This window comes from Rhodococcus opacus (assembly GCF_012396235.1).
GTDB lineage: Bacteria > Actinomycetota > Actinomycetes > Mycobacteriales > Mycobacteriaceae > Rhodococcus_F > Rhodococcus_F opacus.
This window is the reverse complement of the sequence record NZ_JAAXPA010000002.1, coordinates 395,187-416,045: the sequence shown is the minus strand read 5'-3', so window position 1 is coordinate 416,045 and position 20,859 is coordinate 395,187. Positions and strand designations below refer to the sequence as shown.

The window sequence follows — 20,859 nt, the reverse complement described above, 5'->3', positions numbered from 1 at the left end:
CGTTCGATCTGACGCAACGATCGTCCCGTTCGTCCGGCTACCGCCGGTTCGGGAGTTCCTCGATGATGTATTTGGCCATGCTGCCGAGCCGGGGACGGGCCGGTTGCATGGTGTCGACGCCGAGGGCGGTGAGGGGTGAGGCCGTCACCGAGCCCACGCAGACGGGTGCGACCGGACCGTGGAACGCGTGCAGGAGGGCCTCGACGCGGTCGGTGTCCTTCGCGGTGCTGAGGAGGGACGAGACGGCGGGTGCGCTGGTGAAGGTGACGGCGTCGACCTCGGCTCGGATGATCTGGTCGAGCAGCGTCAGCAGCGGCTTCTGGTTCTCGGGTCTGATCCACCGGTACACCGACACGGCCGTCGTCTCGGCCCCGGCGCCGGCGAGGGAGACGCTCAGGTCGGTCATCGGCTCCCATTCGGTGATGGTGCCGTGCAACTGGACCGCGACGCGCAGACCGCGCACACCCTCGGCGACGAGGTGTTCGTGCACCTCTTCGGACGATTCCGTCTCCGGCGACCACTCCTCGCGCAGGCCGGCGCCGCGGACGGCGCCCTTCGCCTTGGGACCGCGGGTGATGATCCGCGCCGATTGCAGGGCGGCGAGCAGTGCGTCTTCCTCGTCCCAGGCCCGGGCCGCATCCAGCCATCCCCGGAAGCCGACGGCGGTGCTGACGACGAGGAGGTCCGGCGGCGACGCGATGATGTCGGCCGTGCGAGACCGCAGATCGGAGTCGTCGACGAGCGGCAGCACGTGAATGGCCGGCGTGTGCACGATGGCAGCCCCGTGCCGTTCGAGGAGCGTGATGAACTCGGCGGCCCGGCGTTCGGCGGTGACGGCGATGGTCAGTCCGGAAAGTTCGTCGTTCGACATTCTCCCAGTGTGACGGACGAATCGCACTAAGCTGCCCACATGATCACTGCCGTGCACACACTGGTCTACGCCGACGACGCCGAGGCGGCCCGCGACTTCTTCCGGGACGTGCTCGGCTGGTCACACGTCGACGCCGGCGGCGGGTGGCTGATTTTCCGCACCGGACCGTCCGAGATGGGTGTGCACCCCACCTCGGACGATCGGGGCGGTGAGCCGTGGTCGACTCGGCCGCACCACGAGATCTCCCTGATGTGCGACGACATCGAGTCGACCGTCGCGGAACTCGAGGCCAAGGGCGCCGAGTTCACCCGCGGAATCCGCGACGACGGGTACGGCCTCACCACGTCCCTGAAGATTCCCGGTGCGGGCGAGATGATGCTGTACCAGCCTCGGCACCCGGTGGCGTTCGAGCGTTAGGCCTTCGCCTGCGCGCTGCTCCGCGCCGCATTGGCCTGTTCGCCCGCCTTCGGGTCGGTCTCCGACTGTTTCTTCCCGACACCGTCGGCGATCCGATCGCCGAGGGTCTTGTCGACGTTGCGCCAGTACTCGAACGCCTTCGCCAGAACCGGTTCGCTGACACCGTTCAGCAAATGGCCGACGATGTTGTCCACCAGGCGGTCCCGGGCGGCGTCGTCGAGCACTTCACGGACCATCGTCCCGGCCTGACCCCAGTCGTCGTCGTCCCTGTGCAGCGCGTACGGCGAGCGGACCATGTCGCCGGCGCTGTACCAGGTGGCGGTCGCCCCCACCTGCGACGGGTCGGCGTGCGGGCCGCCCTTGGAATTCGGCACGTAGACCGGATCCCCGGGGTTGTGGTGGCGCATGTTGCCGTCCTTCGAGTACGAGCGGACGGGCACGTGCGGCCTGTTGACGGGCAGCTCCTTGTAGTTGGCGCCGATCCGGTAGCGGTGGGCGTCCGGGTAGGAGAAGAGCCGGCCGATCAGCATCTTGTCCGGGCTCGGGCCGATGCCGGGGACCAGGTTGCTGGGCTCGAACGCGGCCTGTTCGATCTCGCAGTGGTAGTCCGTGGGGTTGCGGTCGAGCGTCATCCTGCCGACGGGGATCAGCGGGTAGTCGCTGTGCGGCCACACCTTGGTGAGGTCGAACGGGTTGAACCGGTAGTCGTCGGCATCCTCGAACGGCATGATCTGCATGTTCAAGGTCCAGCTCGGGTACTCGCCGCCTTCGATGTGCTCCCACAGGTCTCGCGTGTGGTAATCGGTGTCCATGGACGCCATCTGGTCGCCCTCGTGCTGTGTGAAGAACTCGATGCCCTGGTCGGTCTTGAAGTGGTACTTCACCCAGAACTTGTCGCCGGCGGCGTTCACCCACATGTACGTGTGGCTGGAGTACCCGTTCATGTGCCGCCAGGTGCGCGGGATGCCGCGGTCGCCCATGAGCCACGTGACCTGGTGCGCCGACTCCGGGGACAACGTCCAGAAGTCCCACTGCATGTCGTGGTCGCGGAGGTTGTTGTCGGCACGTCGTTTCTGCGAGCGGATGAAGTCCTGGAACTTCATCGGGTCGCGCATGAAGAAGACGGGTGTGTTGTTCCCGACCATGTCGTAGTTGCCCTGGTCGGTGTAGAACTTGACGGCGAATCCGCGTGGGTCGCGCCACGTGTCCGGGCTGCCGCGCTCGCCGGCCACGGACGAGAACCTGATCAGCAGGTCCGTCTTCTTGCCGGGTTGGAATAGATCGGCTTTCGTGTAGGCGGAGACATCTTCGGTAACTTCGAACCGTCCGAACGCCCCGCCCCCCTTGGCGTGCGGTTGGCGCTCCGCAACGCGTTCTCGGTTGAACTGGGCCATCTTCTCGATCAGATAGTGATCCTGGAGCAGGATCGGCCCGTCCGTCCCGATCGTGAGCGAGTGCTCGTCGCTCGACACCGGGATGCCGGCGTCGTCGGTCGTGAAGTTCTGATCTGTCATTGCGGTGCTCCTTCAGCAGACTGCTGGTCGCTACCGCGTACCCTCGCCCACCGTCGATGAAACAGATCCGAACGCCGCCTTCGCGCTGACTTTCCACAGGTAGACCGCCGCGGGAACCAGTGAACCGATCAGGAGCAGGAGCGTCCAGACGGAGGCGAGCATGAGCACGTCGCCGCCCGGACCGCCGAACATGCAGAGCAGGAATCCGAATCCCCATCCCGCGAGCGGCAGCATTCCCGTCCCCACCCGGCCGGTCGTGGACCGCGCTGCGATCACCAGCGCCAGGTTGGCGACCGCGGCGGCGAGGATGCTGATCGGGAACGGGGTGGCCCCGAGGTAGGTGGGCAGGAAGAGCACCGAGAGGACGGCGCACAGAAAACCGTCGAACACCAGCAGCGCGAGGGTGACCCTCCCCAGAACATCGAGGTGTCTGGGTTTCGCTGCGGTGCCGACGGTCATGTGTCAATAGTGGATCAGGCGACGGGCGGGTAGCCCAGCAGGGTCAGCAAATGACTCTGCATGTCGGCGAATCCGTACAGCACGCTGTAGTACAGGTCGTGCTGGGCCGGCCACGAAGGCCGAAGTGTCTCGACGAACGCGACGATGGCGTTCTGAACATCCCAGTTGTACATCTATCGCCTCTCCTGACGGGGGTCACGCGGACTCGACCTAGGCCGCTGCGTGACCTGGGCCACAGTGTAATACGTAACCCTCGTCACAGATACCGACGGTCAGTGACCGACGCCACCGAAGAGGTCCCGTTCCCTGCCGTCGGCGTCCCGATCCCCGACGGCGCCGCGGACCAGCACGAAATGTTCCTCCGCCAGAATCGGCTGCGCGATGTCGTTGGAGAGCGCGTACTCGGTTCCGCTCGGCGCAACCGTCACCTGGGTGGCGTGCGCCGACAACGCTTCCCTCTTCGCGGCGAGCACGCTCCGCACGTCGATCACCGTCGTCACGTCGGCGTCCGGGACACTCGGCAATTCGCCGGGCTCCGGCAGTCGCCAGCCGTCGGGGATGTCGCCGATGCGGCAGATTCCCGACTCGAGCGCACTCGCCTCGGTCACCGTCCAGTACAGCTTCGCGACCTCCCACGGTTCGCCGCAGTCCGGGTACTTCGCCGAACCCGCCGCCTCGACGGCCGCGGTGGTGATCGTGTGCACCTGGATGTGGTCGGGGTGCCCGTACCCGCCGTCCGGGTCGTAGGTGACCACGACGTGCGGCCGCAGCTCCCGGATGACCGCCACCATCGCGGCGGTCACGGAGTCGCGGTCGGCGTTGACGAAGGCGCGCGGATCGGCCGCCGACGCCGTGCCCGCCATGCCGGAATCACGGAAATGCCCCGCCCCCAGGAGGAACCGCGGCCTCCCCGCACCGAGACACGACAGCGCGGACGTCAGTTCGCCGATCCGGAACCCACCGAGCTGATCGGCGGCGTCGGCGATCAGCTGCGCCCACTCCTCGCCGATGACCTCGCCTTCCTCGCCGAGCGTGCACGTCAGGACGTGAACGTCGGCACCCTCGGCGGCGTAGCGCGCGATGGTGCCGCCGGTGGTGAGGGTCTCGTCGTCGGGATGGGCATGGACCAGTAGAAGCCGCCGCTCACTCATTCCTTGATCCTGCTCCAGTCCGCTGCGTCACTGAATATTCCGACCGGCACGGCGCCCGACAGCGACACCCCGTCGACGCCGGGGCCCGCCGCGACCAGTGTGCGGTCCTGCATGATCGGCAGCACCGCAGCCAGATCCCAGAGTGCGCGGTCGGCGTCGGCGAGAGCCTGCGGCACATCACCGACCCCCCGCAGCGCGGCGTCGATGGACGGCTGCAGGGTGGGGTCGCAGACTCCCGACAGGTTCGACGGGGCCTCGGCCTCCGCGACCGAATCACGTTCGGGGCCGGTGGTTTCGGTGTTCGGTTGGGTTGCCGCGACCACCGTGGGCGGGCAGCTGTGACGGGAGGCCAGTGCCGTCGCCGGGTCGGACCCGGCGCGCGACCATCCGACGACCGCTCCGATGTCGCCCTTGCCGAGCGACTCCCCATACAACTCCTCGGCGGGCAGGGACGTCACGGTGGCGTCGACGCCGGCGCCGCGCAACTGGTCGGCGGCCGTGTTAGCGACCGCGCTCGCGGTGTCGTCACCCTCGGGTGTCCCGATGACGAGCGTCAGCGGGACGCCGTCGCGGACGAGCTGGGTCGACGGCGCCGCCCCTGCGGGAACGACGCTGTCCGTCGGTGTTTCGGCGACATACCCGTACTCCGCCAGCTTCGCCAGCACCTGTTCGCGGCTCGGCCGCGCGGGTGCGGTCGCGGTGTAACCGGGATCGGAGGGGGCGTAGACCTGCGAGCGTGCCGGGACCGCCGACGCCTCGCTGCCGGCGCCGACGACGGCGAGCAGTTCGGTGTCCAGCAACTCCAGAAGGCTCTTCCGCACCCGGACGTCCGCGAGTTCGGGAACCCGGCCGTTCAGCGTGAGGTCGAGTCCGCGCGGCTGGAACGACGAACCCGTCCGCACCGTGGGGATCGCCGCGAGCTGGGCGGAAGTGGCTGTGCCCCCGTGAATCTGGACGACCTGCGTGTCGTTGTTGCGCATCGAGTCGGCGAGCTGTGACGGGGTGCCGTCGCGGCGCATCAGGATCTGGTCGGGCGTCGCCGGCTTGTCCCAGAACCGGTCGTTGCGTTCGAGCAGGATCTCGTCACGTCCGCGGTCGATCGACTTGATGTGGAAGTGCCCGCCCGACACCGGGATGTTCTCGGACAGTCCGGTCGCGAAGCCACCGGGGGAATCCTTGATGAGATGCGACGGCAGCAGGTCGGTGAAGAGTTCACGCCACGCCGGGTAGGCGGCCTTCATGACGACGCTGACCGTCTTGCCGCCACCGGACGACCTGACGTCCTCGATCAACTCGTAGCCGGCGGGGTCGACCACGCCGGGGGCACTGATCATCTGCTGCCACAGGTAGCGGAAGTCCTCGGCGGCGATGGGCGCGCCGTCGGACCACTGCGCCTCGTTCCGCAGCTGGTAGGTGACGGTGAACGGTTCCTGCGACGTGACGTCCGCGGAGATCACGAGCGAGGAGTCGGGAATCCAGTTGCTGCCGCCCGGGTGGGCGGGATCGGGCACCGGCCGGAACGGGCTCGGCAGCACGAGGGCGCTGACCGCGGAATTCGCCGGCGACTGGTCCGACAGGAGGTGCGGGTTGAACCCGCTGCCCACGTCGTCGATGGCCACGACGACGGGCTGCTTCTCGGTCGGCGACGCCGTCGGCTTGGGGCTGTCGGTGCTCTCGACCGGCGGGGGCGGATCGGCGGTGCACGACGTGAGTATCGCCGTCGACACTGCCAGCAGGAGCGCGGTCACTGCCACACCGTTCCCACGCCTTCGGCCCCGCACTCCTCGAACTCTTTCGAGTCGACCCCCAGCAACCACCGCGCCGCCTTTCCTCAGAGATACCGGAAGGCTCCGGAAACCCTCGAGCGAATGTACCTTCGGTCGCCGATCGACCGAAGGTACATCCGCCCGGTTGTGTCTGATGTGGTCGGACGTGCCGACTACAGGGCCGCCTTGTCGCGGGCCTTGGAACGCGAACGCTCACGGGCACGGTCGGTGGCCGACAGGTGCACCTTGCGCACGCGCACGACCTCCGGGGTGACCTCGACGCACTCGTCGCCGGCGCAGAACTCCATCGCGCCTTCGAGCTCGAGCTTGATGGGCTTGGCGAGGGTCTCCATCACGTCGGCGGAGGACTGACGCATGTTGGTCAGCTTCTTCTCGCGGGTGACGTTGATGTCGAGGTCCTCCTGGCGCGGGTTGATGCCCACGACCATGCCCTCGTAGGTGTCGGCGCCGGGCTCGACGAAGAACGTTCCGCGATCGGCGAGCTGGATCATCGCGAACGGGGTGACCGAACCGGTGCGGTCCGAGACGAGCGAGCCGGTGTGGCGGGCGCGGATCTCGCCGGCCCACGGCGCGTAGCCGTGGAACACGGCGTTCGCGATGCCGGTGCCGCGGGTCTCGGTGAGGAAGTCGGTGCGGAAGCCGATCAGGCCGCGCGAGGGAACGATGAACTCCATCCGGACCCAGCCCGCGCCGTGGTTGGCCATCTGCACCATCTTGCCCTTGCGGTTGGCGAGGAGCTGGGTGATGGCGCCGAGGTACTCCTCGGGGCTGTCGATGGTGAGCTCCTCGAACGGCTCGTGCACCTTGCCGTCGACCTGACGGGTGACCACCTGCGGCTTGCCGACGGTCAGCTCGAAGCCCTCGCGGCGCATCTGCTCGACCAGGATGGCGAGCGCGAGCTCACCACGGCCCTGGACCTCCCAGGCGTCGGGGCGACCGATGTCGAGGACCTTGAGCGAGACGTTGCCGACGAGTTCCTGGTCGAGGCGCGACTTCACCATGCGGGCGGTCAGCTTGTGTCCGCTGACCCGGCCGACGAGCGGCGAGGTGTTGGTGCCGATGGTCACCGAGATGGCGGGCTGGTCGACGGTGATCCGCGGCAGCGGGACCGGGTTCTCCAGGTCGGCGAGGGTGTCGCCGATCATGATGTCGGGGAAACCGGCGACGGCGACGATGTCACCGGCGACGGCCTTCTCGGCGGGCTGACGCTCGACACCCTTGGTGGCGAGCAGTTCGGTGATCTTGGCCTTGGTGACGACGGGCTCGCCGTCCACCTCGCGGCACCAGGAGACGGTCTGCCCCTTGGTCAGCTCGCCGTTGTGGATACGGACCAGCGCGAGGCGGCCGAGGAACGCGGACGCGTCGAGGTTGGTGACGTGAGCCTGCAGCGGTGCGTCGACGTTGCCCTTGGGCGCGGGCACGTAGTTGAGGAGCACCTCGAACAGGGCGTCGAGGTTCTCGGCGTCCGGTGCGTGACCGTTCTCGGGCTGAACCTTGGACGCCTTGCCCTCGCGGCCGGAGGCGTACAGAACGGGGAGGTCGAGGGCGAGCTCGGCGGCTTCGGCGGCCTCGTCGTCGAGGTCGGAGGCCAGGTCGAGCAGCAGGTCGTGGCTCTCGGAGACGACCTCTTCGATGCGGGCGTCGGGACGGTCGGTCTTGTTGACCACGAGGATGACGGGCAGCGATGCGGCGAGCGCCTTGCGCAGCACGAAGCGGGTCTGCGGCAGCGGGCCCTCGGACGCGTCGACGAGCAGGACGACACCGTCGACCATGGACAGGCCGCGCTCGACCTCGCCACCGAAGTCGGCGTGACCGGGGGTGTCGATGACGTTGATGACCGTGACACTGCCGTCGCCGTGATGCTTGTGGACGGCGGTGTTCTTCGCGAGGATGGTGATGCCCTTCTCGCGTTCGAGGTCGCCGGAGTCCATGACGCGATCGACCAGTTCGGCGCGCTCCTCGAATGCCCCCGACTGGCGCAACATGGCGTCGACGAGAGTGGTCTTGCCGTGGTCGACGTGTGCGACGATGGCAACGTTACGGAAGCTGGTGATGGTCACGCGGTGGCTCTCCTGGCTGAGTTGATTCGGCCACGCGAAAGTTCCCTCGCACGGCTTTCTGGCGGCCGCCTTGTCATCTCGATTCAGAATCCTCGTCGAGGCGATGGTAAATCGCCCAGTGCAGGCATCGCGGCCACGTGAATACTACCCGCCCGAGCGGCTACTTCGCGCATCGCCGACTGCCCGGGGCCTGCCCGACCAGCGTAAAGTGATCTGCGCCACGTCGAATTCGGCCTGTCTCGGGTGTGGATCGGGGCCGAAAGCTGAGGGGACGCTAACCTGGGTGTAGCCGGCGGATGCCGGTGTTCACCGAAGTAGGAAGGCCGAGCCGAGTATGGGCAAGGTGAAGGCCAGCAAGGTCTCGGGTCTCAAACCGAAGAAGAAGTGCTGCCGCAGCAAGACGCGCTGCATCAAGTGCCCGGTGGTCATCATGCGCATGAAGAAGCTCGAGAACGAGGGCGCTTCCAAGAAGGAACTGAAGAAGGGGCTCAAGAAGGCCCGCGCGGCCTGAGGTCAGCCCCACCCGTTCAGATGCACTCGCAGGTCCGGCACCCACCCGCGGTCGTTGCCGACGAGGTCGATGTCCCCCAGTTCCCGTCCGTCCACCCACCTCAGTTCCGCGTGGTCGAGCGCGACGGGTGTTCCCGACACCAGTTCGACCCGGTACGCGCGGAGCACCCGGCCGTCGGGCAGCGGCACGTCGTCACCGATCCGGTCGCCGCCCGACACCTCGACCCCGAGTTCTTCCCGCAGTTCGCGGCGCAGCGCGTCCTCGGCGGTCTCCCCGGCCTCCGCCTTGCCGCCGGGCAGCTCCCACAGTCCTGCGAGTTCCGGAGGCCGGGTCCGCTGGGCGAGCAACAGCCGGCCGTCGACGATGATCGCGGCCGCCACCACCTCTCCGGCGTGGTCGACAGGCCTTGCACGTTCCACTGGCACCGCACCATCATGGGGTATGGCCGAGTTGCTGTCAGACGGAGAGATCGACACCGCGCTCGCAGAACTGCCCGGGTGGCGGCGGGCCGGTGATTCCCTCGTCCGCACCGTCGAGTCGCCGAGTTTCCCCGAAGCCGTGGAGCTGGTCCGGAAGGTCGCGGAGGCGGCGGAGGCGGCGAACCACCATCCGGACATCGACATCAGGTGGCGCAAGGTCACCTACACACTGTCGACGCATTCCGCCGGCGGGCTCACGCAGCTGGATCTGGATCTTGCTGCGCAGATCGACTCACTGGCGGGCTGACCGTGGCGGCGTCCGCAGCACGCTTCGTGCGGCGCCCGGCGTAGGCGACCCAGGCGTAGACACCGAATGCGCCGACGACGTCGACCGTGCCCAGCCACGCGAGCACCGCGGGCCGGGAGATCAGCCAGATCGAGTCCTGGAAGAAGCTGAGCACCCACGGCACGCCGATGAGGGTGGTGACGAGCCAATATCCGGCGAGGATCCGGGTGCCCAGCATCGATCCGTAGGGGCCGTGCAGCAGCCAGATCAGCATCGGGATGACCCACACCCAGTGGTGTGACCACGAGATCGGTGAGACGAGCAGCCCCAGCAACTCGACGATGACGAGGGTTCCGAGCCGATCGTCCCGGGCGATCGCCCGCCAGGCCAGGACGGCGAGGACCGCCGTGACCGCCACGGCCAGCAACCAGAGGGCGCCCGTCTCGACGTCGTACCCGAGCAGCCGCGACAACGCGCCGCGCAGGGACTGATTCCACACCGAGCCGACCGGGCCGATGCGATCGGCGTCACCGAGCAGGTGGGTGAAGTACTCCCGAGCCTCCGAGCCGATCAGGAGATAGCTGACTCCGACGGTCGCGGCGAATGCGACGCCCGAGAAGACCGCGGCCTTCCACCGGCGCTGCATCAGGAAGTAGAGGCCGGTGATCGCCGGGGTCAGTTTGATTCCGGCGGCGAAACCGACGAGCGCGCCGGACAGCCACCACCGGGAGCTGCGGACCGCGGTCATCACGAGCAGCGCGAGGAAGACGTTGATCTGGCCGTAGTCCAGTGTGGTGCGCACCGGTTCCACCCACACCCCCACGGTGGTCCAGAGCACCGCGACCGCCCGCCAGTGCGGGCTGCGCGCGACGTCACCGAGCACGAGCCCGAGGCTCATTCGCGCCAGCGCGTACAGGGCGAGGATGGTGAGCAGTTGCCAGCCGACCCCGACCAGGGGGAACGGCAGGAAATGCAGGGGAAAGAAGACCAGCGCGGCGAACGGCGGGTAGGTGAACGGCAGCGGAAAGTCCGGCGTCACTTCCGAGTAGGTGAAGTCGTAGAGACTGCCACCGCGGAGGGCCTCGGAACCGTCGACGTAAACGTGCAGGTCGACGAGGTTCATCCCGTTGGGACTCAACAGCGTCCACGCCAGGCGCCCGAGCACCGACAGCACGAGAAGCACGGGCGCGCACCGCAACAGGCCGTGCAGGGCGGACGCTCCCGGGGACGACGTGGGAGAACGCTCGGATGTCGGGTCGTCGGAGGCTGCTCCGTCGTCGGACGCTGCATGGTCGGACACAGTGTGGTGCTCTCCCCGTGAGGTGTGTAGATGTCTCAGCCGATCCCGAAACGGTCCCGCACAGCGTAGACGGCGGCCTCCGCGGGCCCCGAGCTGTCCGTAGCCGCGCGTAACAGTTGCATCACCAATCACACGAACCACACGTGCCACAAGCTATGGTCACCGGAAGATCACCGTCGGGGTCTGTATGCCATACACTCCCACCGGGATGCCACAGCTATCGGTGAACGAACTCGTGAGCTGTACAACCCGGGGGCGCTGTACATAGAGTGACCCCCCGAGCCGTCAGACGTGGATTGAGTTGTCGTCCACGCTGTTATGACTAAGGATGGGGAGACTGTGCTTCGAACCCGAGGTATGCGCAGAGCAGTGACTGCTCTCGCTGTTGCCGCAGCAGCCGCTATGGCAGTGCCGGCCCAGGCGAATGCGCAGCCGACGCCGCCGCCCGTGCCCGAAGGCATCCCCGTGGAGATGCTCGCCTCTTTCGCACCCGCGATCATCGGCGCAGCAGCTGGTACCGAAGACGTCGCCGCAGGACCTCAGGACGCGATCCTGGACCAGGCCCGCATCCTTCTCGAGTCCCCCGGCATCCCGCCGGAACTCAAGTCCACTCTCGAGCGCGTCATCACGTTCCTCGACGGCAGCGGCGGTGGCGGTCCCGAGATCCCGCAGGAGAACGCACCGGTCATCGCGCAGTTCCTCTACCCGACCATCGGCAAGGGCTGCATCGGAGAGGGCGCCGACTCGGTGGGCACCGCACTCGCGGTTCCCGGTCCGGCCCAGCTGCCCCCGCCCGGACCCAAGGCAGGTCAGGCCGGTTTCGTGTTCACCGCCCTCGGAACCAGTTCCGTTGCCGCCGAACAGCCCAATCCGCTGACCGTGACGTGGATCAACCTGGACAACCAGCGGCGTGCCACCCAGAACCTCACCGACGAGGCCAGGATCAACCCCGATGGACCGGCAACCCTGTCGGCGATCGCGGACACCGGCCCGGGCCGCGTCCTCGCGGTCGTGTCGGGCGGACTGACCACGCAGAAAGAGGGCGCCGCGCCGATCACGTGCAGCTTCCTCCCGACTGTCGGCATGTTCCAGGTCGCGTAACTCTTCACAGCTGACGAGCGAAGGGCCCTCCGGATCTTCCGGAGGGCCCTTCGCTCATGTCTGCACCGCTTCACTGTTGCCGACGTCACCACCGTGGTAGACCGAGGAATGCCCTCGACGCATCACACCCCACACCACTCACTGCGATCGCGACACGCCCGGCGGTCCATACTGTCGATCCGTTCGGAGGGGTCGATCCTCTCGATCGGTTCCGCCTACTCCATCCTGTCCATCGGGAGTGTCGGCTCGGTGCTCTCCATCGGGTCGGTCGGGTCGGCCGGCTCGGCACTGAGCACCGCCTCGTTCGCCAGCCTCGGGTCTGCGCTGTCGGGGCTCTCGCGGTGGTCTCTGATGTCATGGAAGGGGTGGCACGCCTCCCCGCCGGAACACCCCCACCTCACGGTCATCGCGGAGGAACCGGACCTCGCCCGGGACGCGACCGCGCACGTCCAGTCCTGACGCGGTCCGGTCAGGGCGTCCGTCCGGCGCGCGGCCAGGAGTTGCCGTCGTACTTCTCGATCTCGCCGTTGAACTTCGTCAGCAGCCGGCGCAGCTCGCCCCGGTCGTGGTCGCTCCACTCGGCGATGATGCGGTCGACACCATTTCGGCCCAGCGCGCGGTCGGCGTGAAGTTGTTCGAGCCCCAGCGCGGTGGCCTCGACCTTGCGGGCCATTCCGCCGTCCGGGTCGGGAACGCGTTCGACGAGGCCGCGCCTCAGCAACGCGCCGATCTGCCGGTTGATCGTCGAGATATCGAGCCGGAATGCCTCGGCGAGCTGTTTCAGGCTGAGCGGATGTTCCAGTTCCAGGCGTCCGAGGAGGAGGTAGGCGGAGCGGTCGAGTTGGAATCCCGCCCGTTGTGCATGCGCGTGATAGCGCGACAGCAATGTCAATTCGTTCTCGACATCTGCCGCCACCTCGTCACGATCGGACACCGACACCTCCAGTAGTTACCGTCATTCTGCCCGAGGCATTACTGTGCACCCTACACACTGTGTGTAGTGTGCACATCTTCATCAGGATCCGTTGACGAACAGCGCGGTATAGAGGACCGAGGCGACGGTGTACACGAAATTGAGAAGCAGTTCCATGGAGAACCTCCGGGTTCCAGAGTGAAAAGAGTGACACCAGGTAATCGGAGTTCCCCCGAGGAGCGTTTCACGCCGTCCCATCCACCGGAAAACACCCCGCACGAGAACTGAAACGTGTTCTCATTTTCCGGGGCGCTCACATTCGGGTGCCGGACGAGAGAAGGGGATGTACACATGCCGTGGAGCCGTGCCGAGCTGGAAGAGGCCTTCGCGCACTACCAGCGAACCGTCAGCCGCTGCGTCGAACTCGGAGACTGGAACGGCTTCGCCGACCTCTTCACGGAGGACGCCACGTACGTCGAGCACGCCTTCGGACACTTCGATGGACGCGAGGCCATTCGGCAATGGGTCACGCGCACCATGTCGGCCTTCCCCGGAAGCCGGATGACCGCGTTCCCGGCGAACTGGTACGTGATCGACGAAGACCGCGGATGGGTCATCTGCGAGATCGACAACCCGATGGAGGATCCCGGCGACGGCTCGGAGCACGCCGCCGCGAACATCACGATCCTGCACTACGCCGGCGACAACCTGTGGTCACGCGAGGAAGACGCGTACAACCCGATGAATTTTCTCGCCGCGGCCAAGAAGTGGTGCCGCGCAGCGGAAGCCGCAGGCAAGCTACCCGACGACGCCCGGGAGTGGCTTGCCCGGATGGGCGGGCAACCGGCGGCCTAGCCCGGTCACCACTGCCCGTAGTCGGGCTTGAGAATGTCATTGAGGTCGATGCCGACGCCGTCCACGTTGCTCGCGTCGATCTCGTACTGGTGCAGGTGCGCCGACGGGTGGACGTACCCCTCGGGTGTCCCCCAGTCGTGCTGCCAGTACCACGATCCGAGCCCGGCGAGGACCGCCAGATCCAGCGTCGTGGAGTTGGCGTAGATGCCGGTGTTGGCCTTGCCGACCACCGACTCCCACCCGGCGAGATACGGGGCGATCATGGTGAGGAAATCGGCGGGCGTGGGATTGTCGTCGATGGACGCGTAGATGGGCCGGTCCTCGGAACCGCCTGCGGCGAGATGCAATTCGAGTCCGCGCTCCGCGTGCCGCTTGCCCGCCTCGAGACCGCCGCGCCAATCAGCCGTCGGCCCCTTGCCGAACTGGTAGCACGAGACGACCGACAGTCCGGCGTCGAGCAACGCCTGCGCCTCGTCGGCGAGCATCGGCTTGCCTTCCATCCATTCGGCGCCGGGACGGCGGTCGGACACGTAGCGGATGGCGCCGGCATAGCCTGCCTCGAGGATGGCGTCCGCCGACGGCACGCCACCCGCGTAGTCGATCAGGATGCCGAGACTGTCCGCCTTCGCGACGCCGACCGAGGACGTGGTGGACGTGAGCGCCGCGATCCCGGCCACGGCGGATCCCGCTGCCGCGTACCGGAACAGGTCTCTCCGAGAAATCTGCACTGTGGCCCCCATATCCGATCGGTCGCGCTCCGGCGTGTCTCCGACATTCACTCTCGCTCAGTCGGTATGTTGTCCGGTTTGCATTCCACCACACTCACACGGGTCCCGCCAGCCACTTGGACTACATCCGTCACATCGGACACTCGCGACCCGCGCCGAACCGGCAGCGCCCCGAGTCAGCGGAAGAACACCGCAGCCTGGTCGGCCAGATCGAGTGCCCCCTGCGGCAGGATTCCGAGCACCACCGTCACCACCACCCCGACCGCGATGGCCGCGGCGGTGAACATGCTGGGCACCACGATCGTCGGGGCGTCGCTCTGCGGCTCCGAGAAGAACATCAGGACGATGACCCGGACGTAGAAGAACGCCGCGATCGCGCTGCTGACGACACCGACGAGAACGAGCGGAACGGCGCCGCCCTCGATGGCGGCCTGGAAGACCGCGAACTTGCTGACGAACCCACTCGTCAAGGGGATTCCGGCGAACGCCAGCAGGAACAGCGCGAAGACCCCGCCGACCAGGGGCGAGCGCCGGCCCAGCCCCGCCCAGCGGGACAGGTCCGTCGCCTCGCCCCGGCTGTCCCGCACCAGGGTGACGACCGCGAACGCGCCGAGCGTGCTGAATCCGTAGGCCAGGAGGTAGAACATCGTGGACGACAGACCGGCCCGGTTTGCCGCGACCAGACCGGTGAGGATGAATCCGGCGTGCGCGACCGACGAATACGCGAGCATCCGCTTGACGTCGTTCTGCGTGACCGCCATGACCGCACCGACCACCATGGTGAGGATGGCGACGCCCCACATCACGGGCCGCCAGTCCGACCGCAGGTCGGGCAGTGCCACGTAGAAGATGCGCAGCATCGCGCCGACGGCCGCGACCTTGGTGGCCGCCGCCATGAAGGCGGTGATCGGGGTCGGTGCACCCTGATAGACGTCGGGGATCCAGGAGTGGAACGGGACGGCACCGATCTTGAACAACAGGCCCACCGACAGCAGCGCGGTACCGATCAGCGCCAGCGTCTTGTCGTCGGTGCCCCGGGCGAGCGCGTCGGCGATCCTCGGCAACTCGACGGTGCCGGCGTAGCCGTACAGCAAGGCCACCCCGAACAGGAAGAACGCCGACGAGAACGCCCCGAGCAGAAAGTATTTGAGGGCCGCCTCCTGCGACAGGAGACGGCGACGGCGCGCCAGCCCGCACAGCAGGTACAGGGGCAGCGAGAGAACCTCGAGCGCCACGAACATGGTGAGGAGGTCGTTGGACGCCGGGAACAGGAGCATCCCGCCGACCGCGAACAGGGTGAGGGGAAAGACCTCGGTGTGCCCCGGGGCGTTCTTGGTGGCCTCCCGTTCGGCGACGCTGCCGGGGACGGCGAATGCCTGCGGGGTGAAGGCGTCCGTTCCGCCTTCCGGCTCGGCTGCACTCGCGGCCGTGACCTCCGCGGTCGCGGCGGCGACGCCGCTGTCGACGCTCCGCTCGGCGATGAGCAGGATCGCGGGGATCGAGATCAGCAGGATCGTTCCCTGGAGGAACAGCGTCGGACCGTCGACGGCGACCGCGCCCCCGACGGCGGAGTCACGGGTTCCGGCGAGCATGACGACGGCCACGAACGCGGCGGTGAGTCCGCCGAGCGCGAGGACGAGATGGCTCGAGTAGCGGCCGCGCCGGGGCAGGAACGCCTCAACGAGCACACCGGCGACAGCCACACCGAACACGATCAACATGGGTGCCAGCTGACCGTATTCGATGTCCGGCGCGCGCAACGTCGAGGACTGGGCGAGTACGAGTTCGGAGGTACTCATCGGTGTGTGCCTCCCTCTGGGTCCTGTCCGGCGACGGTGGGTGCTGGATCGTGCTGACCGACGGTGACGAGGACGTGGCTCACCGCGGGGGTGATGACGTCCAGCACGGGCTTGGGGTAGACGCCGAGGACGAGCAGCAGGGCGATCAGCGGCGCCACGACCGCGATCTCACGGCGCACGAGATCGCGGACGGTCTCGTTGCCCTCCTTCAGCGGCCCGGTCATCATCCGCTGGTAGAGCCACAGCACGTAGATCGCGGCGAGGACGAGCGCGAAAGTCGCCACCACGGCTGCGATCTGGTAGCGCGAGAACGTGCCGACCAGGACGAGGAACTCGCTGATGAACGGCGCCAGGCCGGGCAGCGACAGCGTGGCCAGCCCTGCCACGAGGAACGTCCCTGCCATCACCGGCGCGACCTTCTGCACGCCGCCGTAGTCGGCGATGAGGCGGGTGCCGCGCCGGGACACCAGGAACCCCGCGATCAGGAACAGCGCCGCGGTCGAGATGCCGTGGTTGACCATGTACAGCGTCGATCCGGCCTGTCCCTGGCTCGTCATAGCGAAGATGCCGAGAATGATGAACCCGAAGTGCGAGATCGACGTGTAGGCGATCAAGCGCATCACGTCGGTCTGGCCGATGGCCAGCACCGCGCCGTAGATGATGCCGATCACCGCCAGCACCGTGACGAACGGTGCGAAGTACGCGGACGCCTCGGGGAACATCTGCAGGCAGTAGCGCAGCATGCCGAACGTCCCGACTTTGTCGACGACGGCCATCATGAGCACCGCGCTGGCCGGGGTGGCTTCCACCGCGGCGCCCGGCAGCCACGTGTGGAACGGCCACAACGGCGCCTTGACCGCGAACGCGAACATGAAACCGAGGAACAGCGCCTTCAGCACGCCGGGGTCGGCGTCCAGCCCTTCGGCGACGATCACCCGGAAGTCGAAGGTGCCGCCGCCGAAGACGTCCTGACGCGCCGTCACCACGTACACCCCGATGACCGCGGCCAGCATGATCAGGCCGCCGAACAGGTTGTAGAGCAGGAACTTCACCGCGGCGTACGTTCTCCCCACCCCGCCGAATCCTCCGATCAGGAAGTACATCGGGATGAGCATGGCCTCGAAGAAGATGTAGAAGAGCAGGACGTCGAGGGCGGTGAACGACACGATCACCATCGCCTCGACCATCAACGTCAGCGCCACGTACGTGTGGGCCATTCGCCGGTGCCCGTAGTCGGGCGCGGTGTCACCGTCGTTCCACCCCGCCAGCAACAGCAGCGGCACCAGAACGGCGGTGAGGAGCACCAGGACGAGCGCGATGCCGTCGAGGCCGACGATGTACCGGGTGCCGAACGCCGGGATCCAGGCGTGCGATTCCACGAACTGGTACTGCTCGCCGGTCGGATCGAAGCGGATCGCCAGCACGACCGCCAGGCACAGCACCACCACGGACACGCCCACGGCAACGGATTTCGCGAGCGCGCGCTTGTGGACGGGCAGAGCCAGGACCACCCCGGCACCGACGAGTGGCAGCACCCAGAGGGCCGTCAGCCACGGGAAGCCGCTCACCACAGCCTCACCAGCATCGTGGCGACCAGAAGTGCCGCACCGGCGAACATGAACAGCGCGTACGACCGGACGAACCCCGTCTGCAGACGCCGCACCCGCATCGACGTTCCGCCGACGAGCGCGGCGAACCCGTTGACGGCACCGTCGACTCCCCTGCCGTCGACGGTCACGAGTGTTCGCGTCAGTTCCTGCCCGGGACGCATCAGTGCCGCCTCGTTGAACGCGTCGCCGTACAGGTCCTTCCTGGCCGCGGCGGTGAATGCGGTGACCTTCGCCGGCGCGACCTCGGGGATCGGCTGCCGGGCGTACTGCCGGTAGGCCACCGCGACTCCTGCGAGCACCACCACCAGTGTGAGTGCGGTGATCGCCCACACGGGCAGGGCGGGCTCGCCGTGGTGGGCGCCGACGACCGGTTCCAGCCAGTGCTGCAGGGAGGAGCCGACCGCGAGTAGGGCGCCGGCAGCGACCGAACCGACCGCGAGCAGAATCATCGGCACCGTCATCACCCCTGGCGATTCGTGTGGGTCGGCGACGGGAACATCCCCCCTCGCGTCGCTCGCCCCGGAAGCCCACCGCGGTTGTCCGAAGAAGGTCATCAGCATCACCCTGGTCATGTAGAAGGCAGTGAGTCCCGCACCGAGCAGCGTGACCGTACCGAGGACGACGCCCTGGACGCCCTCGGCGGCGAACGCCGCTTCGATGATCTTGTCCTTGGAGAAGAAGCCGGAGAACGGCGGAATCCCGATGATGGCCAGGTATCCCAGCCCGAACGTGACGAACGTGATCGGCATGACGGTGCGCAGACCGCCGTAGCGGCGCATGTTCACCTCGTCGTTCATGCCGTGCATCACCGAGCCTGCGCCGAGGAACAGGCCGGCCTTGAAGAAGCCGTGGGTGAGCAGCAGCATGATGGCGAACGCGTACCCGGCCGGTCCCAGACCGGCGGCCAGCACCATGTACCCGATCTGGCTCATCGTGGATGCCGCCAGCGCCTTCTTGATGTCGTCCTTCGCGCAGCCGATGATCGCGCCGAACAGCAGGGTCACCGCGCCGACGATCACGACGGCGAGCTGGGCGTTCGGGGCCAGGTCGAAGATCGCGTTGGACCGGACGATCAGATACACACCCGCCGTGACCATGGTCGCGGCGTGGATGAGCGCCGACACCGGTGTCGGGCCTTCCATGGCGTCACCGAGCCAGGACTGCAACGGGACCTGCGCCGATTTGCCGCACGCGGCGAGCAGCAGCGCGAGCCCGATCGCGGTCAGCACCCCCTCGCTGGCGGCGTCGGCACGAGTGAACACGTCGGCGAACTCGATCGAGCCGAAAGTCGAGAACATGATCATGATCGCGAGGACCAGACCCATGTCACCGACGCGGTTGACCACGAACGCCTTCTTCGCGGCCGCCGCCGCGGACGGCTTGTACTGCCAGAACCCGATGAGCAGGTACGAGGCGAGACCGACACCCTCCCAGCCGACGTACAGGCCGAGGAAGTTGTCGGCCAGCACGAGCAGCAGCATCGCCGCGAGGAACAGATTGAGGTAGGCGAAGAAACGCCTGCGCTCCGGGTCGTGCGCCATGTAGCCGACCGAATAGATGTGGATCAGCGAACCCACCCCGGTGATCAGCAGCACGAAGCACACGGACAGCTGGTCGAGTTGGAGACCGAAATCCACCTGGAGTTCGCCGACGGGCACCCAGCTGAACAGGGTCTGGTGCACAACCCGCTCGGCGGCGTCCCGGCCCAGCATGTCGACGAAGAAGGCGACGCCGAGCGCGAAGGAGACCAGTGCCGTCGCGCAGCCGAGGAGATGGCCCCACGCATCGCTGCGCCGGCCCGCCAGCAGGAGCACGGCGGCTCCGAGGAGCGGCAGAACCGGCAGCAGCCACACGGCCGACGAGAGCGTTCCGCTCATGCCGCACCGCCGATCGGGGAGTCGTCGTCGGGCAAAGTCACCTTCTCGAGGATGTGCGTCATCGGGGACCCGTCAGTTCTTGAGGAGGTTGGCGTCGTCGACGGAAGCCGAACGGCGGGAACGGAAGATGGTCATGATGATCGCCAGACCGACGACGACCTCGGCGGCCGCGACGACCATGGTGAAGAACGCGAAGACCTGGCCGTCGAGGTTGCCGTGCATCCGGGCGAACGTCACGAACGCCAGATTCGAGGCGTTGAGCATCAGTTCGATGCACATGAACACGATGATCGCGTTGCGGCGGATCAGCACGCCGGCCGCGCCGATCGTGAACAGCAGCGCCGACAGGTAGAGGTAGTTCTCGGGGTTCATCGCCGACTCCCCTCGTCGGTGGCACCGGGTTCGGGGGTCGCGACGTCCGCGGTGCCCAGCGCCCGGGCGGGCAGGCTCGGCCGCCGTTCGAGCGACCGGCTGACGGACAGCTCGGAGAACGTGCCGTCGGGCAGCAACGCCGGTATGTCGACGGCGTTGTGTCGCGCGTAGACACCCGGACTGGGCAGCGGTGTGACACGGGCACCCTCGCGGACGCGGTCCTGGGACAGCTCGCGCTGGTCCTTCCGCCGCTCGAAACGCTCCCGGTGGGCGAGCACCATCGCACCGATGGTTGCGGTGATCAGCAACGCACCGGTCAGTTCGAAAGCCCACACGTACCGGAGGAACACGAGTTCGGCCAGTCCCTCGACGTTGCCGCCCGCGTTGGCCTGATCGAGACCGGTGAACGCGGAGACGGACGCACTCCCGATGCCGCCGATCAGCAGGAGGCCGAATCCCAGTCCCGCCGCGATCGCGGCCACCCGCTGACCGCGGAGGTTCTCGACGAGGGATTCGGAGGAGTCGACGCCGATGAGCATGAGCACGAACAGGAACAGCATCATGACCGCGCCGGTGTACACCACGATCTGCACGACGCCGAGGAAGAGTGCGCCCTGGGCGATGTAGAAGACGGCCAGGATGATCATGGTCGTCGCGAGGAAGATCGCCGAGTACACGGCCTTGGTTGCGCTGACCACTCCGAGCGCGCCGATCACGGCCACGGTCGCGAGGACCCAGAACTGCACACCCTCGCCCGTCGAGGTCTGGGTGAAGGGTTCCGCGACCAGCTGGACCGCGGACGGCATCGTGTTCACCACGTCGGCTCTCC

At 67.4% G+C, this 20,859-nt stretch carries 22 protein-coding genes; 6 read left to right on the top strand and 16 right to left on the bottom strand.

The window, feature by feature from the left end; translation table 11 throughout:
- Positions 1-37 precede the first annotated feature (37 nt).
- Complete coding sequence (locus HGB39_RS03930) at positions 38-871, bottom strand: uroporphyrinogen-III synthase (protein WP_005253643.1); 834 nt, start codon at positions 869-871, stop codon at positions 38-40.
- 39 nt (positions 872-910) lie between these two features.
- Between HGB39_RS03930 and HGB39_RS03925 the strand changes: the two genes are divergently transcribed.
- Entirely contained in the window at positions 911-1,288 is a 378-nt protein-coding gene (locus HGB39_RS03925) for a VOC family protein (protein WP_005253644.1), read from the top strand.
- Here HGB39_RS03925 and HGB39_RS03920 read toward each other — a convergent pair.
- From HGB39_RS03920 to typA, 6 genes are all read right to left on the bottom strand, one after another.
- Positions 1,285-2,802: a catalase gene (locus HGB39_RS03920; RefSeq protein WP_005253645.1), complete on the bottom strand. Its 1,518-nt coding sequence runs from the start codon at positions 2,800-2,802 to the stop codon at positions 1,285-1,287. The two genes, HGB39_RS03925 and HGB39_RS03920, sit on opposite strands and share 4 nt — an antisense overlap.
- 30 nt (positions 2,803-2,832) lie before the next feature.
- Positions 2,833-3,261, bottom strand: coding sequence for a hypothetical protein (locus HGB39_RS03915; RefSeq protein WP_005566840.1), 429 nt, complete (start codon positions 3,259-3,261; stop codon positions 2,833-2,835).
- 14 nt (positions 3,262-3,275) lie between these two features.
- On the bottom strand, positions 3,276-3,434 hold the full coding sequence (locus HGB39_RS03910; protein ID WP_005566838.1) for a hypothetical protein: 159 nt from the start codon (positions 3,432-3,434) through the stop codon (positions 3,276-3,278).
- 99 nt (positions 3,435-3,533) lie between these two features.
- Positions 3,534-4,412, bottom strand: a complete 879-nt coding sequence (gene mshB / locus HGB39_RS03905; RefSeq protein WP_005566837.1) for an N-acetyl-1-D-myo-inositol-2-amino-2-deoxy-alpha-D-glucopyranoside deacetylase — start codon at positions 4,410-4,412, stop codon at positions 3,534-3,536.
- Positions 4,409-6,229, bottom strand: coding sequence for an ABC transporter family substrate-binding protein (locus HGB39_RS03900; protein ID WP_282958591.1), 1,821 nt, complete (start codon positions 6,227-6,229; stop codon positions 4,409-4,411). Before HGB39_RS03900 ends, mshB begins: the two co-directional genes overlap by 4 nt.
- 122 nt (positions 6,230-6,351) lie before the next feature.
- A complete protein-coding gene (typA, locus tag HGB39_RS03895) occupies positions 6,352-8,259 on the bottom strand; it encodes a translational GTPase TypA (RefSeq protein WP_005239154.1) in 1,908 nt (635 codons plus the stop codon).
- Positions 8,260-8,602: 343 nt separating this feature from the next.
- Here typA and HGB39_RS03890 point away from each other — a divergent pair, with 343 nt between their 5' ends.
- Entirely contained in the window at positions 8,603-8,770 is a 168-nt protein-coding gene (locus HGB39_RS03890) for a hypothetical protein (RefSeq protein WP_162130660.1), read from the top strand.
- 2 nt (positions 8,771-8,772) lie between these two features.
- Here the strand turns inward: HGB39_RS03890 and HGB39_RS03885 are convergent, their stop codons facing one another.
- Entirely contained in the window at positions 8,773-9,153 is a 381-nt protein-coding gene (locus HGB39_RS03885; RefSeq protein WP_005566834.1) for a (deoxy)nucleoside triphosphate pyrophosphohydrolase, read from the bottom strand.
- A 58-nt stretch (positions 9,154-9,211) separates the two neighbouring features.
- Here HGB39_RS03885 and HGB39_RS03880 point away from each other — a divergent pair, with 58 nt between their 5' ends.
- Positions 9,212-9,496 (top strand): 4a-hydroxytetrahydrobiopterin dehydratase, encoded by a 285-nt coding sequence (locus HGB39_RS03880; RefSeq protein WP_005239148.1) that lies wholly within the window; start codon positions 9,212-9,214, stop codon positions 9,494-9,496.
- Here HGB39_RS03880 and HGB39_RS03875 read toward each other — a convergent pair.
- The gene (locus HGB39_RS03875) at positions 9,444-10,775 is read right to left on the bottom strand and encodes a mannosyltransferase (RefSeq protein WP_005566833.1); all 1,332 of its coding nucleotides are present in this window, start codon (positions 10,773-10,775) and stop codon (positions 9,444-9,446) included. The two genes, HGB39_RS03880 and HGB39_RS03875, sit on opposite strands and share 53 nt — an antisense overlap.
- 318 nt (positions 10,776-11,093) lie before the next feature.
- Here HGB39_RS03875 and HGB39_RS03870 point away from each other — a divergent pair, with 318 nt between their 5' ends.
- Positions 11,094-11,876 carry an Rv1157c family protein gene (locus tag HGB39_RS03870; RefSeq protein ID WP_182623861.1) on the top strand — a complete coding sequence of 261 codons (783 nt, stop codon included), beginning with the start codon at positions 11,094-11,096 and terminating at the stop codon, positions 11,874-11,876.
- A gap of 108 nt (positions 11,877-11,984) precedes the next feature.
- A complete protein-coding gene (locus HGB39_RS03865) occupies positions 11,985-12,335 on the top strand; it encodes a hypothetical protein (protein WP_005566831.1) in 351 nt (116 codons plus the stop codon).
- A gap of 10 nt (positions 12,336-12,345) precedes the next feature.
- On the opposite strand, the gene HGB39_RS03860 is transcribed toward HGB39_RS03865, so the two are convergent.
- Positions 12,346-12,816: a MarR family winged helix-turn-helix transcriptional regulator gene (locus HGB39_RS03860; protein ID WP_005566830.1), complete on the bottom strand. Its 471-nt coding sequence runs from the start codon at positions 12,814-12,816 to the stop codon at positions 12,346-12,348.
- Positions 12,817-13,140: 324 nt separating this feature from the next.
- Here HGB39_RS03860 and HGB39_RS03855 point away from each other — a divergent pair, with 324 nt between their 5' ends.
- Complete coding sequence (locus HGB39_RS03855; RefSeq protein ID WP_005253656.1) at positions 13,141-13,644, top strand: nuclear transport factor 2 family protein; 504 nt, start codon at positions 13,141-13,143, stop codon at positions 13,642-13,644.
- A 5-nt stretch (positions 13,645-13,649) separates the two neighbouring features.
- On the opposite strand, the gene HGB39_RS03850 is transcribed toward HGB39_RS03855, so the two are convergent.
- From HGB39_RS03850 to HGB39_RS03825, 6 genes are all read right to left on the bottom strand, one after another.
- Complete coding sequence (locus HGB39_RS03850) at positions 13,650-14,384, bottom strand: DUF1906 domain-containing protein (RefSeq protein ID WP_005253657.1); 735 nt, start codon at positions 14,382-14,384, stop codon at positions 13,650-13,652.
- 164 nt (positions 14,385-14,548) lie between these two features.
- Entirely contained in the window at positions 14,549-16,171 is a 1,623-nt protein-coding gene (gene nuoN, locus HGB39_RS03845) for an NADH-quinone oxidoreductase subunit NuoN (RefSeq protein WP_005566828.1), read from the bottom strand.
- Positions 16,168-17,739, bottom strand: coding sequence for an NADH-quinone oxidoreductase subunit M (locus HGB39_RS03840; RefSeq protein ID WP_085999969.1), 1,572 nt, complete (start codon positions 17,737-17,739; stop codon positions 16,168-16,170). The genes nuoN and HGB39_RS03840 overlap by 4 nt, the downstream gene beginning before the upstream one ends.
- Positions 17,736-19,658 (bottom strand): NADH-quinone oxidoreductase subunit L, encoded by a 1,923-nt coding sequence (gene nuoL, locus HGB39_RS03835; RefSeq protein WP_005566825.1) that lies wholly within the window; start codon positions 19,656-19,658, stop codon positions 17,736-17,738. Before nuoL ends, HGB39_RS03840 begins: the two co-directional genes overlap by 4 nt.
- 72 nt (positions 19,659-19,730) lie before the next feature.
- On the bottom strand, positions 19,731-20,030 hold the full coding sequence (gene nuoK / locus HGB39_RS03830) for an NADH-quinone oxidoreductase subunit NuoK (RefSeq protein ID WP_005239116.1): 300 nt from the start codon (positions 20,028-20,030) through the stop codon (positions 19,731-19,733).
- Positions 20,027-20,836 carry an NADH-quinone oxidoreductase subunit J gene (locus tag HGB39_RS03825; RefSeq protein WP_166680703.1) on the bottom strand — a complete coding sequence of 270 codons (810 nt, stop codon included), beginning with the start codon at positions 20,834-20,836 and terminating at the stop codon, positions 20,027-20,029. The genes nuoK and HGB39_RS03825 overlap by 4 nt, the downstream gene beginning before the upstream one ends.
- Positions 20,837-20,859 lie beyond the last annotated feature (23 nt).